This window comes from Streptoalloteichus hindustanus (assembly GCF_900129375.1).
Lineage (GTDB): Bacteria > Actinomycetota > Actinomycetes > Mycobacteriales > Pseudonocardiaceae > Streptoalloteichus > Streptoalloteichus hindustanus.
In genome coordinates this window covers 277,391-291,098 of the sequence record NZ_FQVN01000008.1, presented here as the reverse complement: position 1 = coordinate 291,098, position 13,708 = coordinate 277,391, and the positions used below count along the sequence as shown (strand labels likewise).

Below are 13,708 nucleotides of genomic sequence, written 5' to 3'. Positions count from 1 at the left end.
ACGGCCAGGGTGCGCAAGGATCAGGCCATGTCTGGTCCCCGCCGCGCCCCTCAGGAGGAACGGGCCACGGCGACACCCGGCACGGGAGGCACGCGCGACCAGGCGGCGCCGGCGCCACACCGCGTCGTCGCGCTCGCCCTGCCGGACGTGGTGGCGTTCGACCTCTCGGTCGCCGCCCAGGTGTTCGGGCACCGCCGCGAGGACTTCTACGCCTTCGAGGTCTGCACCCCCGATCCCCCGCAGGTCCCCACGACGACGGGCTTCGCCCTCGCGGTGTCGGCGGGGCTCGACGCGCTCGTCCGCGCCGACACCGTGGTCGTCCCTGGTTACACCCGGCGCGACGAGATCCCGCCGGCCGCGCTCGCGGCCCTGCGCTCCGCGCACGCCAGGGGCGCGCGGGTGGTCTCGATCTGCACGGGCGCGTTCGCCCTGGCGGCGGCCGGCCTGCTCGACGGCCGGCAGGCCACCACCCACTGGATGGACGCCGACGAGCTGGCGCGGCGGCACCCGGCCGTCTCGGTCGTGGACAACGTCCTCTACGTCGACGACGGCGACGTGGCGACGAGCGCGGGCGTGGCGGCGGGCATCGACCTGTGCCTGCACCTCGTGCGTTCCGACTTCGGGCAGCGGGCGGCGACCGGGATCGCCCGCCGGCTGGTGTTCGCGCCCTTCCGCGCCGGCAGTCAGGCCCAGTACCTGGAGCGCCCCGTGCCGGAGCGCGGGCGGGGCGCCGGGGACGAGGAGGCCGGTCTCGGCGCGACCCGCCGTTGGGCGCAGGAGCGCCTCACCGAGCCGCTCACCCTCCGCGACCTGGCCGGGCACGCCGGCTACAGCGTGCGGTCGTTCAGCCGGCGCTTCCTCGCCGAGACGGGCACCCCTCCCCTGCGGTGGCTGCACGACCAGCGGGTCGCGCTGGCGTTGCGGCTGCTGGAGGAGACGGACCTCCCGGTGGACCGGGTCGCCGAGCAGAGCGGGCTGGGCACGGCCGCGAACCTCCGCCTCCACCTCCGGCGGGCCGTCGGCGCCACGCCGACCGCGCACCGGCGGGACTTCCGGGGCGACGACCGGAACAACCGGCGAAATGATCGGAACGACCTCGGCGGGCCGGATTCCGACGACATCCGGACCGCCCTCGGGGCGGACGGAAATGGTCAGAAAACCGTCGGGGCGGTGGGAGTGGACTTGCCTCTCCCACCGCCCCGACGAGCCTAGCCATTCGGCACCGCCAGTCTACCGAAGCCGAGCGCCGACGTTCCCCGCCGCTTTCGGCCGCGCGGTCCACAGGCGTTCGGCGAACGCGGCCTCGGCCGGCGCGACCCGGCCGTTGTGGTGACGCATGTCGGCGATGGCCTGCTCGTCGGTCTGACTCTCGTAGACCAGCATTCCGGCGATCTTGTCGTCGATCGCCGAGGAAATGTCGAAGACGTGGAAGGGTTCGAGTTTCCGTGCTCCGCGCATGGTGTCCTCGACACCCGTGATCTCGTGGTGTGCCGAGTACGGGATGTCCTCGTAGTAGAGCGTGCTGAATTCGTGGTCCACCCGGCGGAGGGCCTCGTGCACCATGAGGTGGTCGATGTGGTCGCCCATTCCGGCCGGCGCCAGGACGAGGTCGGGGGCCGCGGCCCGGACCGCCTCCGCCAGGACGTCGACCACCTCGTCGGTGAGCGGGTCGTCGGCCACCCTGGCCGTCAGCTCCCCCTCGTCGTCGTAGCCCCGGAGGCTGGCGTCGGGGAAGTCCAGCAGGGTGTACGCGATGCCGTGGGCGTCGCAGTACCGGCGGTCCTCCTCGGCGCGGACCCGGGACACGGCCTCCTGCCCCTCGGCGGCCAGCCGCGGGGACACCGTCCACTCTGACCGCCCGAACACGGTCAGCAGCGTGGCCGTGGCCTCCCCCAGGTGGGCGGCCACCACTCCGCCGCAGGAGTAGGCGATGTCGTCCGGGTGCGGGGACACGAGTAACAGGTTTCCGGCGAAGGCGAAGTTCTCTGGCACGTCACTCTCCCGCGTCGACAGGCGGACAACCAGGTGGAGAACCGGGCGGACAACGAGGTGGACGACAGGGCGGACAACGGGGACGGCGAACGGGGAAGGAGAACGGACGCCGGCGTCAGGCGCTCGCGCTCGTGCTGGCCAGCCACGCCTGGTGCAGCGTGGCGAACTTGCCGCCGCTCTCCACGAGCTGGGCCGGGGGACCGTCCTCCACGATCCGGCCGTGCTCGACCACGAGCACCCGGTCCGCGGCGAGCACGGTGGACAACCGGTGGGCGATGATCAACGCGGTCCGGCCGCGCAGCGTCGTGTGCAACGCGCGTTGGACGGCGCGCTCGGTGGCGATGTCCATGCTGGAGGTCGCCTCGTCCAGGATCAGCACGGCCGAGTCGGCCAGCAGCACCCTGGCCAGGGCCACGAGCTGGCGCTGCCCCGCCGACAGCCGGCCGCCGCGCTTGTTGACGTCGGTGTCGTAGCCGTCGGGGAGCTGGGTGATGAACTCGTGCGCCCCGATCGCGGTCGCCGCCCGCACGATCTCCTCCCGGCTCGCGTCCGGCCGACCCAGCGCGATGTTCTCGGCGACCGTGCCGGAGAACAGGAACGACTCCTGCGTGATCATCGACGTGGCGGCGCGGAGGTCGGCGTCGGCGACCTCCCGCAGGTCCACGCCGTTGATCGAGACCCGACCGCCGGTCGGGTCGTAGAACCTGGCCACGAGCTTCGCGATCGTGGACTTGCCGGCCCCGGTCTCGCCCACGATGGCGACCGTCTGCCCCGCCGGGATGCGCAGGGTCACGTCCCGCAGCACCAGGTCCTTGCTCGACTGGTAGCGGAAGTCGACCCGGCTGAAGTCGATCGTCGCCTCGCGGGCGTGCAGCGGCACGGGCCGGGCCGGCTGGGCGACGGTCGGCTCCTCCTCCAGCACCCCGGAGATCTTCTCCAGGGCGGCCGAGGCCGAGGCGTAGGAGTTGGCGAACCGGGCGAGGTCGTCCACCGGGTCGTAGAACTTGCGCAGGTACAGCACGTACGCGGCGAGGACGCCGACCTCCAGGTGGCCGTTGATGATCCGCCAACCGCCGACGAGCAGCACCAGGGCGACGGTCGTGTTGCCGATCAGGTTGATCCCGGCGGTGGAGTGGGCCAGGCCGTAACCGGCCCGGACCGTGGCGTCCTGGTTCGCGGCGTTGAGCGCGCCCATCGTCCGCGAGTTGGTCTCCTCCAGCCGGTACGCCTGCACCACGCGGATGCCGTTCATCGTCTCGACGAAGTGGCTGATCACGCGGGCGATCGCCGACCGGGTGCGCCGGTAGAAGAAGTGGGAGCGCGCCCGGTACCTGGCGGTGATCCACAGCAGCGGGACGAAGGTCAGCACGATGACGCCGGTCAGCGGCAGGTCGAGCCAGACCAGCAGCACCGCGATGGTCACCACGGACAGGAACGCCCGGAACAGGCCCTCGATGCTCTCCTCCAGCAGCGTGCTCAGCGCCTGGAGGTCGCTGGTGAGCCGGGAGATCACCTTGCCCGAGGTGTAGGACTCGTGGAAGGACAGCGACAGCCGCTGGACCTGGCGGAACAGCCGGTGCCGCAGTTCCAGCAGCACGCTCTGCCCGATCCGACCGGACAGCGTCATGAAGGAGTAGGTCAGGCCGGCGGAGGCGACGCTGGAGACCAGGTAGCCCGCCACGTACCAGGTGAGCGGGCCGTAGTCCTGCCTGGCCGCGGCCGGGATGCCGCTGTCGATCACGGCGGCGATCAGCAGGGGGCGGGCCATCTCCGCCGCCGTGTCCAGCACGGCCAGCAGGAGGGCGACCACGGCGCCCACCCGGTGCGGGCGGAGCACGTCCAGCAGCAGCCGGCGCGAGCGCCGTTGCAGCTGCCGCCCGACGTGGCGGTCCAGCGTGTCGTGGTCCTCGGCGGCCACACCGCGCCACTCCTGGCGTGCGGGCTCGCCGGCTTCGGTCTCCTCGGCGGCGCTCGTCCGCGTGTTGGGCTGGTTCATCGCCTCGCCGTCCCGGCCTCGGGGGTCCGCTGGTCGTCGGGTGCCATGAGCTCCCGGTAGCGCGGGCAGTCCCGCAACAGGTCCTGGTGGGTCCCGACGGCGTCGACGCGGCCGTCGGCGAGCAGGGCGACCCGGTCGGCGAGCTGCACCGTGCTCGGCCGGTGGGCGACGACCAGCGCGGTGACGCCCCGCAGCACCTGGCGCAGCGCCGCCTCCACCTCGGCCTCGGTGTGGATGTCCAACGCGGACAGCGGGTCGTCCATGACGAGCAGCGCCGGGCGGGCGACCACGGCCCTGGCCAGCGCCAGCCGCTGCCGCTGGCCGCCGGACAGCGAGAAGCCCTGCTCGCCGATCTCGGTGTCCAGCCCCAGCGGCATGGCGGCCACGAAGGACTCGGCGTTGGCGACCCGCAGCGCCTCGCGCACCTCGTCGTCGGTGACGTCGGTCCGGTTGAGCCGCACGTTGTCGCGCACGGTGCCGGAGAACAGCACGGGCTCCTCGAAGACGGTGGCGACGGCGGCGCGCAGGTCGGCCAGCGGCACCCGGCGGATGTCGGTGCCGTCGAGGGTGATCCGGCCGCCGGTCACGTCGTAGAGCCGGCTGACCATGCCGACCAGGGTGGACTTGCCGGAGCCGGCGCCGCCGACCAGCGCGAGCGTCTCGCCGGGCCGGATCTCCAGGTCCACCCCGCGCAGCAGCTCCTCGTCCGCCCCGTCGTAGCGGAACCGGACCCCCTCCACGCGCAGCGCGCCCCGCACCGGCGTCGACAGCGGGACCGGGTCGACGGGGTCGGTGACCGTGACCTCGGCCCGGACGATCTGGAAGTACCGCTCGGTGGCCGCCGCCGCGTCGTTGGCCTCGGCCAGCAGGTAGCCGATGGACTCCAGCGGCCACTGCAGGTAGGCGACGACCGCGACCGCGGCCACCAGCTCGCCGGCGCTCATCGAGCCCCTGGCGGCGAGGTAGCCGCCGATCCCCAGCACGGCGCCCAGCGCGACCTCCGGCAGGCCGACGATGGTCGCGGTCAGCATGCCGAGCATCCGCACCTTGCTGATCTCGGTCGCGCGCAGCAACTCGGCCCGCTGCCGGAACGCCCGCACCGCCTGGCCGCTGCGGCCGAACGCCTTGAGGACCCGGATGCCCAGCACCGACTCCTCGATCCGCGTCGTGAGGTCGCCGAGCTGGTTCTGGGCGCGCAGGCTGCACTCCTTGTACCGCGCCTCGAACACGATCGAACCGACCGCGACCGGCAGGCTGATCACCGTGAAGGCCGCGCCGAGCAGCGGCGACATCCAGCAGAGCACGCCGATGCTGACCACGATCGTGAAGCTGTTCACCACCAGGTACACCAGGGCGTAGCGCGGGAACCGCACGATGGTGGTGAGGTCGGCGACGGCCCGGGACAGCAGCTGGCCGGAGTGCCACCGGTCGTGGAAGGCCAGCGGCAGGCGCTGCAGGTGGTCGTAGAGCTGGGCCCGCATCCGGCTCTCGATCCGGGCGCTGGGCCCGACGACGAGCCGGTGCCGGCCGAGGAAGAACGCCGCCTCCAGCGCGCCGAGCAGGAACGCGCCGCCGGTCGTCCAGAGCAGGCCCGTCATGTCCCGCGCCGCCACCGGCCCGTCGACGACCCGTTGGATCACCAACGGGATCAGCAGCCCGCAGATCGTCGTCGCCAGTGCCGACAGCAGCGCCCAGCCGAGCAGCGCGAACTCGGGGCGGAAGTAGGGTTTCAACCGCCACAGCGTGGCGATCGCGCTTTTTCGCCTGACACTTTCCGGCGGCGCTGTCTGCAAGCTCATGCGGAAGCCCGGTTCCTCGTCGATCACGTCGGCGGCACTGTTCACGTCGGCGGCACCGGACCGAAAGGCGCGGGACCGAAAGGGGTCAGATCGGAAAAACCGGTTGACCGGCCGATCTCGTCGTTCCCGTCGTTCTCGTCGCGCTCCGCGGCGTCACCCCGCCGCGACCGCGCGGCGCAAGCCATTCCCCGTTCGGGGCGACCCGAAGAAAGGTGCGCCGGTCCCGCCTTCCCACCTGGCGTTTATGGGTTGACGCCGGTCATCGCGCACCATGACAACGCCGGCGCCGATAGGGTAAGCATGAACGAAGACTACACTTTCCCCGCAACCCGGAGGCGGGCGTGAAAGAATCTTTCCTGCTCAGCGGCGTCGGTCTCGGCGATTCCACCCTCGTGCGCTCTCTTCGCAGCGGCGGGGAGATGACGTGGCTCGTTCGCTCGAACAGTGGATTGACACCCGAGCTGGTGGTCGTGAAGAGAAAACGCGACTATCTGAGCGAGAGCGAGTTCCTGGCGCACTGCGCCGTGCACCGCCGACTCGCCGACGCCGGCGGCCCCGTTCCCGGCCTGCCCGCGTCGGCGCCGGACAACCCCGTCCGCGGTCCGGACGGCGCCCTGTACGAGATCTGGGAGTGGGTCGAGGGGCGTCCGGTCGACGTCGCCAGCCCGGCCGACCTGGCGGCCCTCGGGGCCGCGCTGGCCGAGTTCCACCTCCTCGCCGACGGCGCGCTCGACGGGGTCGACCTGGACCCCAAGGAGCCGCACGACCGGTTCGAGAAGGCCCGCTTCCACTTCCCGCTGCTGGCCGAGGGTCTGGGCGACGCGGGCGCCGAGCAGCACCGCGCGCTGGTGGCGGCGTGGACCGCGGCGCACGAGCGGGCGCGCCGGGAGACCCCGCTGCCGGCCAACGTGCTGCACGGCGACCCGTGCCCGGAGAACGTCCTCGTCACCGGCCCCGGCCGGGCGGTGCTGCTCGACCTGGACGACGTCCACCCCGGCCCCGCGGTGTCGGACCTCGCCTGGTCGCTCACCCGGGTGGGCGCGGTGGTCCCCGAGGGCGACGGCTTCCGCGACCGGTGGCACGCCGAGGCCGTCGCGGCGGTGCTCGACGGCTACCGGAGCCGCCGTCCGCTGAGCGCGGCGGAACGCGCGGCGCTGCCGCACTGGATCGTGGCGAGCCTGTGCTGCGCGGCGTCCGACCAGCTCTACGACTACGGGTGGAAGATCGACACGGCGGCGCTGCCCGCCGAGTGCGACCGGGTGCTCGCCCTGGCCGAACCGGGCGGGGCGCCCCTGCCCGACGCCTGAGCGAGCAAGGCGTGAGCCCGCGGGGTGCCCAGAGAGGGGGCGAAAGGGTGTTCGGGGTCCGCTTGTGACAACCGACCTGAACACCCTTCCCGCCGCGCCCCACATCACGATCGACGTCCACCAGCGGGCTGGTCCGTGTCGGCGGATCACCGTGAGCTGACCGACGCGGAGCTGGTCATCCTCGTGATGCCCCAGGCGGGGTCGGGGTTCACCTCTCCGACTCCACGCCGGCGGAGCGCTCGGAGATGGCCGGGTGGGCGACGTAGGGCTGCCGCCGTTCGCGCTCACACTGGTTCCGGTATCTGCGACGGCACCTGATCGACACCCACACCGCCGGGCCGCTGCTCTCCCGGGCGCTGGCCGACGGCGACGCTCTACGAGCGGCAGGTGCCCATGGGCGACCCGGGAGTGACCACGAGCTCCGTCGGCTCGCCTACCGGCCCGGCCTGCTGGTCATCGCCGTCAAGGGCCACGTCTCTCCCCCTCCCCCCCCCCCGAACTCGACCGCTTCCTCACCGAGCGCGTGGTCCGGCTGATCACTGTCCTACCGCGACCGGGCCCGCCTCCCGGCCAGCCGCTGCTCGAAGTCCGCCGACGAGCTGCGTGAGTCCGTCAACGACGCGGCGGCCGCCCAACTCGACTGGGAACAAACACGCCCGGCCGCGGCATCGAGGGCGCAGGTGTTCGCGTCGGCCCACGACTTCTGGCGTTGGCCGCCGCCGTTTGACGCAAGCGTGCCTCCGGCCGGGGACGGCAGGCCTGAACACCGACTCTCCTCGTTCGACGTCAAGATCGACAACTACCTGGCGGGCGGACCCCGGACGCCGGCCGCCCAGTCCGGCCCCGCCCGGAGCTGGTCGCTCCGGCGGCGGCCCGGGCGCTGTGCGGCACCTGCGGCTGTTGGCTGCCGACACCGACGTGTGGACCGACGTCACCTGGAGCGTCGGCGCCATCCCGGCAGTGCGCCCGCTCCCGACCGCCGCTGACGTCTGCCCGGCACCTGATCGAGTCGGTCGAGGACGCCCCAAGGGCCAGGTCCCCCTGGAACAGCACGGCGGACGCGGCATCGGGGGCGTCGGAGCCCGCGTCGCCCAACCACTTCTCGCCCTGACCGCCGCCATTGGGCAGCCCACCGCCTCCGGCCGGCCCATCACCTGGTCCCTGACCGCCTACGACCACTAGCCCGAGTTGCGCATTACTCGTCTAGTACCGTCCGACGGACCGCGGGAGGGACGTCCGCGCGGGCCGGTCGCGGGCGTCCGGCGACGCGGCGCGCCCGCCAGCCCGGCGGGCGGGGTCGCCTCGTGCCCCGTGGACGGCGCTGACCGTGGGACGACTGGCGTCCCGGGCGCTCGCCGGGGCGCTGCCCCGGGCACGCTGTCGCGGCGCACTGCCACGGGGCGTCGTCGCGGGGCCGGCGCGAAGAGCACGCGGACGCGCGTGGGGAGGGTCGACGGACGAGATGCTGCTACTGCTGACCTGCCGGGGCTCGGCGGAGATCCGCGCCACCCACGACCGCACCCTGGAGTTCACCACGGACAGCGCGATCTCCGGCAGGGCCAGTTGTGTGGTGGGCGTCGACACCGTGCTGGCCAGGGGCGGCCGGGTCGCCGGCCCGGTGCGGATCACGATCGCGTGCGGCGGGCTGGAGGCCGAGGTCCGGGCGCTGGCCAGCTCGGCGTGGCTGCCCGGCGGCCGGGCGGTGGTCCGGCGCAGCGGGCTGCGCCTGGCCAACACGATGGCCACCGACGCCGACACGACCGCCGCCGACCTGCCCCGCGAGCTGGTGGCCCTGCTGGCCCGGCCGGACGCCGCGATCGAGGTGCGGGTCAGCCGCGACACCGGCCGGTGGGACGGCCGGGGCAGCGTCGTGCTCTGCCACGCCGGCGTCGACGCGGACCGCCTCGCCGCCGAGCTGGCCGCCGCCGACGTGGTGGTCGCCGAGGACCCGGAGGCGCGAGCGGTGGCCGGCGACGGGGAGAACGTGGTCACCGGGCCGGTGCGCGAGCAGGACCTGCTGGAGCACGGCGGGCGCGTCCTGGTGCTCGCGGCGGAGGACCTGCCGGGCGCCTCGGTCGCCGGCCTGCTCGGCGAGCCGGAGCGGTTCGCGGTCGAGTGCGTCGGGCTGGCGTCCCCGCTGGCGGTCGCGGCGGCATCGCCCGCGCGCGGTCGTCTGCTCGTCGGGGACCGGGGGAAGTGGCGGGAACTGCTGCGCTCCTCCCCCGAGAGCCGGCTCGCGCTCCGGGTGCCCGCCGCGTCGCTGGAGGCGCTGTTCACCGACGCGGAGCGGCTGCGCGGCACCCGCACCGCCGCCCTGGCCGGGGCGACGGCCGCGGCCAGCGAACAGCCGCGCTGGGGCGGGCTGGCGACCCTGCTCGCCGACGCGCCGCGCAGCGGCGACGTCGTGTGCTGCCTCGACCCCACCCCGGGCAGCGGTGAGGGCGACGAGCCCGAGGCGGACCCGGTCGTCACCGCGCTGCTGGAGCAGGGCGTGCCCGCCCGCACGGTCGCCATGGCGCTGGCCCAGCGGCCGGGCTGGACCCGGAAGACCGCGTACGACTTCGTGCTCCGGCACCGCGCGCCGCGCTGAGCTGGGCCGTCCGGTGAGCTGGGCCGTCCGGTGAGCTGATCGCGAGCTACCCGCGCGGACAGGTCGGAGGGCGGCGCGCGGTTACGCTGACCGGCATGCGCCGCGTGGTGGGCAAGCGGGTCCTGGAGTTCTCCGAAGCCGAGTTCGACCAGCTCCGGAGTCAGTACGACGAGGTGGTGCTCGACGTCGGCACCGGCGACGGCAAGCACCCGTACAAGGTCGCCCGCCAGCACCCGAACCAGCTCGTCGTCGCACTGGACGCCGACAAGACCAGGATGGAGCGGATGTCGGCGAAGGCGGCGGCCAAGCCGGCGAAGGGCGGCCTGCCCAACCTGCTCTACCTGTGGGCGACCGCGGAGAAGCTGCCGCCGCTGACCGGCGTGGGCGAGCTGCACGTCCTCATGCCCTGGGGCAGCCTGCTGCGCGGCATCCTCGGCTCCTCGCCGGAGATGCTGCGGGGGCTGGCCGCGGTCTGCCGGCCGGACGCCGCCTTCCTCGTGGCGCTGAACCTGCACGCGTGGCGGCCCCCGGTGCCCGAGGTGGGCGAGCACCCCGAACCCACCCCGGAGACCGTGGACGAGGGACTGGCCGCCCGCTACGCGCAGGCCGGCTGGCAGCTCACCGACTGCCGGTACCTGGCCGCGGAGGAGGTGGCGGCCCTGGAGACCTCCTGGACCCGCCGGCTGAACTCCTCCCGGGACCGGTTCGACGTGCTCGCCCTCACCGGCAAGATCAACCCGTGAGCACCGCCCCCGACGGCGCCGGCGCGAACACCCGCCGGCCGCCGGGGGCCAGCTCCGCCCGCCGGCCGTCGACCTCCACCGGCAGGGTCAGCGGGTTGTCCCCGTCGGCGACCAGCTCCAGGCCGTCGGCGGTCAGCGCGACCGTCAGCCCGCGCCCCCGCCACCGCAACGGGACCCGCAGCGCGGTGACGCCCTCGGGGAGCCGGGGGGCGAACCGCAGCACCTCGCCCGACGCGTCGGCGCCGAGGAACCCGCGCACCAGGACCAGCCAGGCCCCGGCTCCCGCTCCGAGGTGGATGCCGTTGCGGAAGTTGTCCCTGGGCGCGAAGTCGAGGTTGTAGCGCGCGGTGCCGGCGAGCAGGCGGGTGGCCAGCGGGAGGTCGCCCGCCCACGCGGCGGCGATCGCGTGCGTCATCGGGCTGAGCGAGCTGCCGTGCGCGGTGCGGGGCTCGTAGTAGCGCAGGTTCCGCTCGATCTCCTCGCGCGTGAACCGCTCGGACAGCAGGACCATCGTCTGCACGACGTCGGCCTGCTTGACCAGCCCGCTCAGCCGCCGCTCGTCGTTCTCCTTGACCGGGCCGGGGAGGTTGTGGCCCGGCTCGACCGAGCACAGCTCGTCCGGGAGCTCGAAGTAGCCCGCGAAGAGCGGCCGGACGCCGTCGCGGGCGGGCGGCAGGTAGACCTCCCTGGCCGCCACCGCCCACTCCTGGAGCACGTCCTCGCCGATCCCCCGCTCGCGCAGGGCCGCGCGGACCTCGCTGTGGTGGCCGGCCAACTCGCGCAGGGTCTCGGCCGCCCACGACAGACCCCAGCTCACCAGGGCGTTCGTGCCGAAGTCGTGGTCGACGTCGTAGTGGTACTCGTCGAACCCCATGATCCCGCGCACGGTGCGCCCGCCGACCTCGGGGTCGAACCGCAGGAGGCAGGCGAGGTACCGCGCGGTCTCCACGAGCAGCGGCACGCACTCCTCGCGCAGGACGTCGCGGTCGCCGGTGATCTCGACGTAGGAGCGCAGCCCGTGCAGCACGTCGGCGCTGGTGTGGACGACCTGCGCGCCCGCGCGCTCCTCCCACTCGTCGTCCCGCAGGACGTCGCGCACCAGGTGCGCCGAGCCGGACTCGCCGAGCAGGTCCGCCTCCTCCGGGAAGCGGGCGCCCTCGTAGCCGGTGCGCCGCGCGTGCTCGCGCGCCGCGTCCAGCGTGGCGACGCGGAACCGCAGCATGGCCTTGGCCGCCGCCGGATCGGTCCACGCGGCGTGCGGCAGCGCGAAGAACTCCGTGTTGTAGAAGAAGTGCCCCGAGTGGTACTCGCTGCTCAGCCCCCTGGCCGGGACGTTGTGGACGGTCCGGCCGCGGTCGATCGACCCGAACAGGTGGAACTGCGAGTACCGCATGCCCTGCACGATCGCCGGGTCGCCCTCGACCTCGGCGTGCCGCCGCCAGCGCTCGGCCCAGATCCGCTCGTGCTCGGCCACCACCAGGTCGATGTCGGGCACCGCGTCCACGTCGGGGTCGACGGACACAGCGTCGTCGTCGAAGTTCGTGCTGATCACGGCGACGGTGTCCACGCGGATCTCGCGCCCGGCCCCGCCGGCGAAGCGCAGCGCCTCGGCGTGCCGGACCCGGCCGAAGCAGACGTCCCGTGCCTCCGGCTCGGCCGACGCCGCCAGCACCGCCAACCGCTCGGTGATCTCCTCCTCGTGGCCGAAGCTGCGGACCCGCGCGTCCAGCCGGCCGGGGCGGTACCCCAGGTCCAGCGGTTCGGCGTGGTGCACCCGGACCCGGGGCAGCTGCCCGCCCAGGTCGCCGTTCCCGGTCGACCAGTCCACCCCGGTCAGGACCGTGACCGGGGCGTCGTGGTCCAGCGGGGTCACCGCGACGCGCTGGACCAGGGTGGTGGTGAACTGCGCCGGCAGCAGGGTGGTCGTCTCGATCCGGGTGTGCCGGCCCTGACCGTCGCGCACGGTGACGACCAGCTCCTGGCGGGCCCGGCGCAGGTCGAGGCGCTGCCGGAACTCCGTCACCCGGTCCGCGGTCACCGCCAGCGGGACGCCGTCGACCAGGACGGCGCGGAAGGCCGGGGTGGGCGCGTTGACCAGGTGCCGCCGCACGGTCACCGCCCTGGCGTACATCCGCGCGTGGTAGAAGCCGGGCCAACCGCCTCCGGCGTCGAAGTCCGCGGTCGCGCGGACGCCGATCCGGCCGTTGGACAGGGCGAACAGGCTCTCGTAGAAGCTGTCCTCGGTCCGCCGGTAGGCGGTGCGCTCGATCACCCAGCCGGGATCGGCCTGGCCGCCGGGGCCCCGGTTCGGGTCGCTCGCCGTGCTCGTCATCGTCCCGCTCCCCCGACTCGCCACTGGTCCTCGATCATCCGTTCCAGGCTCGACCGGGTCGGCGCCCAGCCGAGCAGCTCCCTGGCCGCGCCGGTGTCGGCCGCCAGCCACGGCTGGTCCGCGCTGTTCGCCGGGCCGTGCGCCACCGGGACGCGGCGGCCGGTGACGCGTTCGACCGCCGCGACCACCTCGCGCACGCTCGCCGCGACGGCGCCCAGGTTGACCACCTCGGCCGGCCGGCGCGCCGGCGCTTCGACCGCGCGGGCGACCGCGTCGGCGACGTCGGCGACGTGCACGAAGTCCCGCACCGTCGAGCCGTCGCCGTTGACCGGGAGAACAGCGTTCTCTCCCGCCGCGACGGACAGCGCCCGCGCGACGAGGGTGCTGTCGTCCGGCCGACAACCGGGGCGGACGCTGCCCGCCGCGGTGAACAGGCGCAGCGAGACCGCCGACAGCGCGCCGGTCCCCGCGTACCAGCCGACGGCCTGCTCCGCCGCGAGCTTCGTGGCCCCGTACGCGCTGGTCGGCAGCGTCGGGTGGTCCTCGCGGACCGGCGCGTCGCCGGTCCGCCCGTAGACCGCCCCGCTGGACAGGAACACCAGCCGGGCCGGGCCGTCCCCGGCCCGGTGCCGGGCGACCAGGGCGTCCAGCACGTTGAGGGTGCCCACCACGTTGACCCGGTAGTACCGGTCCACGTCCACGCCGCTTCCCCGCACCCTGGTCAGCCCGGCGAGGTGGCAGACCGCCTCGGCGCCGTCGAGCGCCCGGAGCACCGCCGGGGCGTCGGTCAGGTCGGCCTGGCGGCTCGGCGTGCCCGCCGGCCACCCGACCGGAGTCCGGTGGCCGACGGCCGTGACGTCGTGCCCGGCGGCGAGCAGCCGCGCGAGGACCGCCTGGCCGACGTAACCGGCGGCCCCGGTCACGAAGATGCGCATGTCCTTCCTCTGGG

9 protein-coding genes and 1 pseudogene are annotated in these 13,708 nt (G+C 74.0%); 5 read left to right on the top strand and 5 right to left on the bottom strand.

Going from position 1 to position 13,708, the window contains the following annotated elements:
* The first annotated feature begins 27 nt into the window (after positions 1-27).
* Positions 28-1,212, top strand: coding sequence for a DJ-1/PfpI family protein (locus tag BUE43_RS24540; RefSeq protein WP_073487345.1), 1,185 nt, complete (start codon positions 28-30; stop codon positions 1,210-1,212).
* An 18-nt stretch (positions 1,213-1,230) separates the two neighbouring features.
* On the opposite strand, the gene BUE43_RS24535 is transcribed toward BUE43_RS24540, so the two are convergent.
* The 3 genes from BUE43_RS24535 to BUE43_RS24525 all read right to left on the bottom strand — a co-directional run bounded on the left by BUE43_RS24535 (position 1,231) and on the right by BUE43_RS24525 (position 5,721).
* Entirely contained in the window at positions 1,231-1,992 is a 762-nt protein-coding gene (locus BUE43_RS24535) for a PIG-L deacetylase family protein (RefSeq protein ID WP_073487343.1), read from the bottom strand.
* Between the two features lie 115 nt (positions 1,993-2,107).
* Complete coding sequence (locus BUE43_RS24530) at positions 2,108-3,988, bottom strand: ABC transporter ATP-binding protein (RefSeq protein WP_083960104.1); 1,881 nt, start codon at positions 3,986-3,988, stop codon at positions 2,108-2,110.
* Positions 3,985-5,721 carry an ABC transporter ATP-binding protein gene (locus BUE43_RS24525; protein WP_234995892.1) on the bottom strand — a complete coding sequence of 579 codons (1,737 nt, stop codon included), beginning with the start codon at positions 5,719-5,721 and terminating at the stop codon, positions 3,985-3,987. The genes BUE43_RS24530 and BUE43_RS24525 overlap by 4 nt, the downstream gene beginning before the upstream one ends.
* 485 nt (positions 5,722-6,206) lie before the next feature.
* Here BUE43_RS24525 and BUE43_RS24520 point away from each other — a divergent pair, with 485 nt between their 5' ends.
* The 4 genes and pseudogenes from BUE43_RS24520 (at position 6,207) to kamB (ending at position 10,427) form a co-directional block, all read left to right on the top strand.
* Positions 6,207-7,094, top strand: coding sequence for a phosphotransferase enzyme family protein (locus BUE43_RS24520; RefSeq protein ID WP_073487341.1), 888 nt, complete (start codon positions 6,207-6,209; stop codon positions 7,092-7,094).
* 976 nt (positions 7,095-8,070) lie between these two features.
* Positions 8,071-8,276, top strand: a pseudogene (locus tag BUE43_RS24515) (IS982 family transposase); the annotation flags it as partial.
* 280 nt (positions 8,277-8,556) lie between these two features.
* The gene (locus tag BUE43_RS24510; protein WP_073487336.1) at positions 8,557-9,684 is read left to right on the top strand and encodes a DUF371 domain-containing protein; all 1,128 of its coding nucleotides are present in this window, start codon (positions 8,557-8,559) and stop codon (positions 9,682-9,684) included.
* A gap of 95 nt (positions 9,685-9,779) precedes the next feature.
* The gene (kamB, locus tag BUE43_RS24505) at positions 9,780-10,427 is read left to right on the top strand and encodes a 16S rRNA (adenine(1408)-N(1))-methyltransferase KamB (RefSeq protein ID WP_063964001.1); all 648 of its coding nucleotides are present in this window, start codon (positions 9,780-9,782) and stop codon (positions 10,425-10,427) included.
* Here the strand turns inward: kamB and BUE43_RS24500 are convergent.
* Together BUE43_RS24500 and BUE43_RS24495 are read right to left on the bottom strand one after the other, a co-directional pair.
* Positions 10,417-12,759 (bottom strand): glycosyl hydrolase family 65 domain-containing protein, encoded by a 2,343-nt coding sequence (locus BUE43_RS24500; protein WP_073487333.1) that lies wholly within the window; start codon positions 12,757-12,759, stop codon positions 10,417-10,419. The genes kamB and BUE43_RS24500 overlap by 11 nt on opposite strands.
* On the bottom strand, positions 12,756-13,694 hold the full coding sequence (locus BUE43_RS24495; protein WP_073487331.1) for an NAD-dependent epimerase/dehydratase family protein: 939 nt from the start codon (positions 13,692-13,694) through the stop codon (positions 12,756-12,758). The genes BUE43_RS24500 and BUE43_RS24495 overlap by 4 nt, the downstream gene beginning before the upstream one ends.
* Positions 13,695-13,708: the final 14 nt, after the last annotated feature.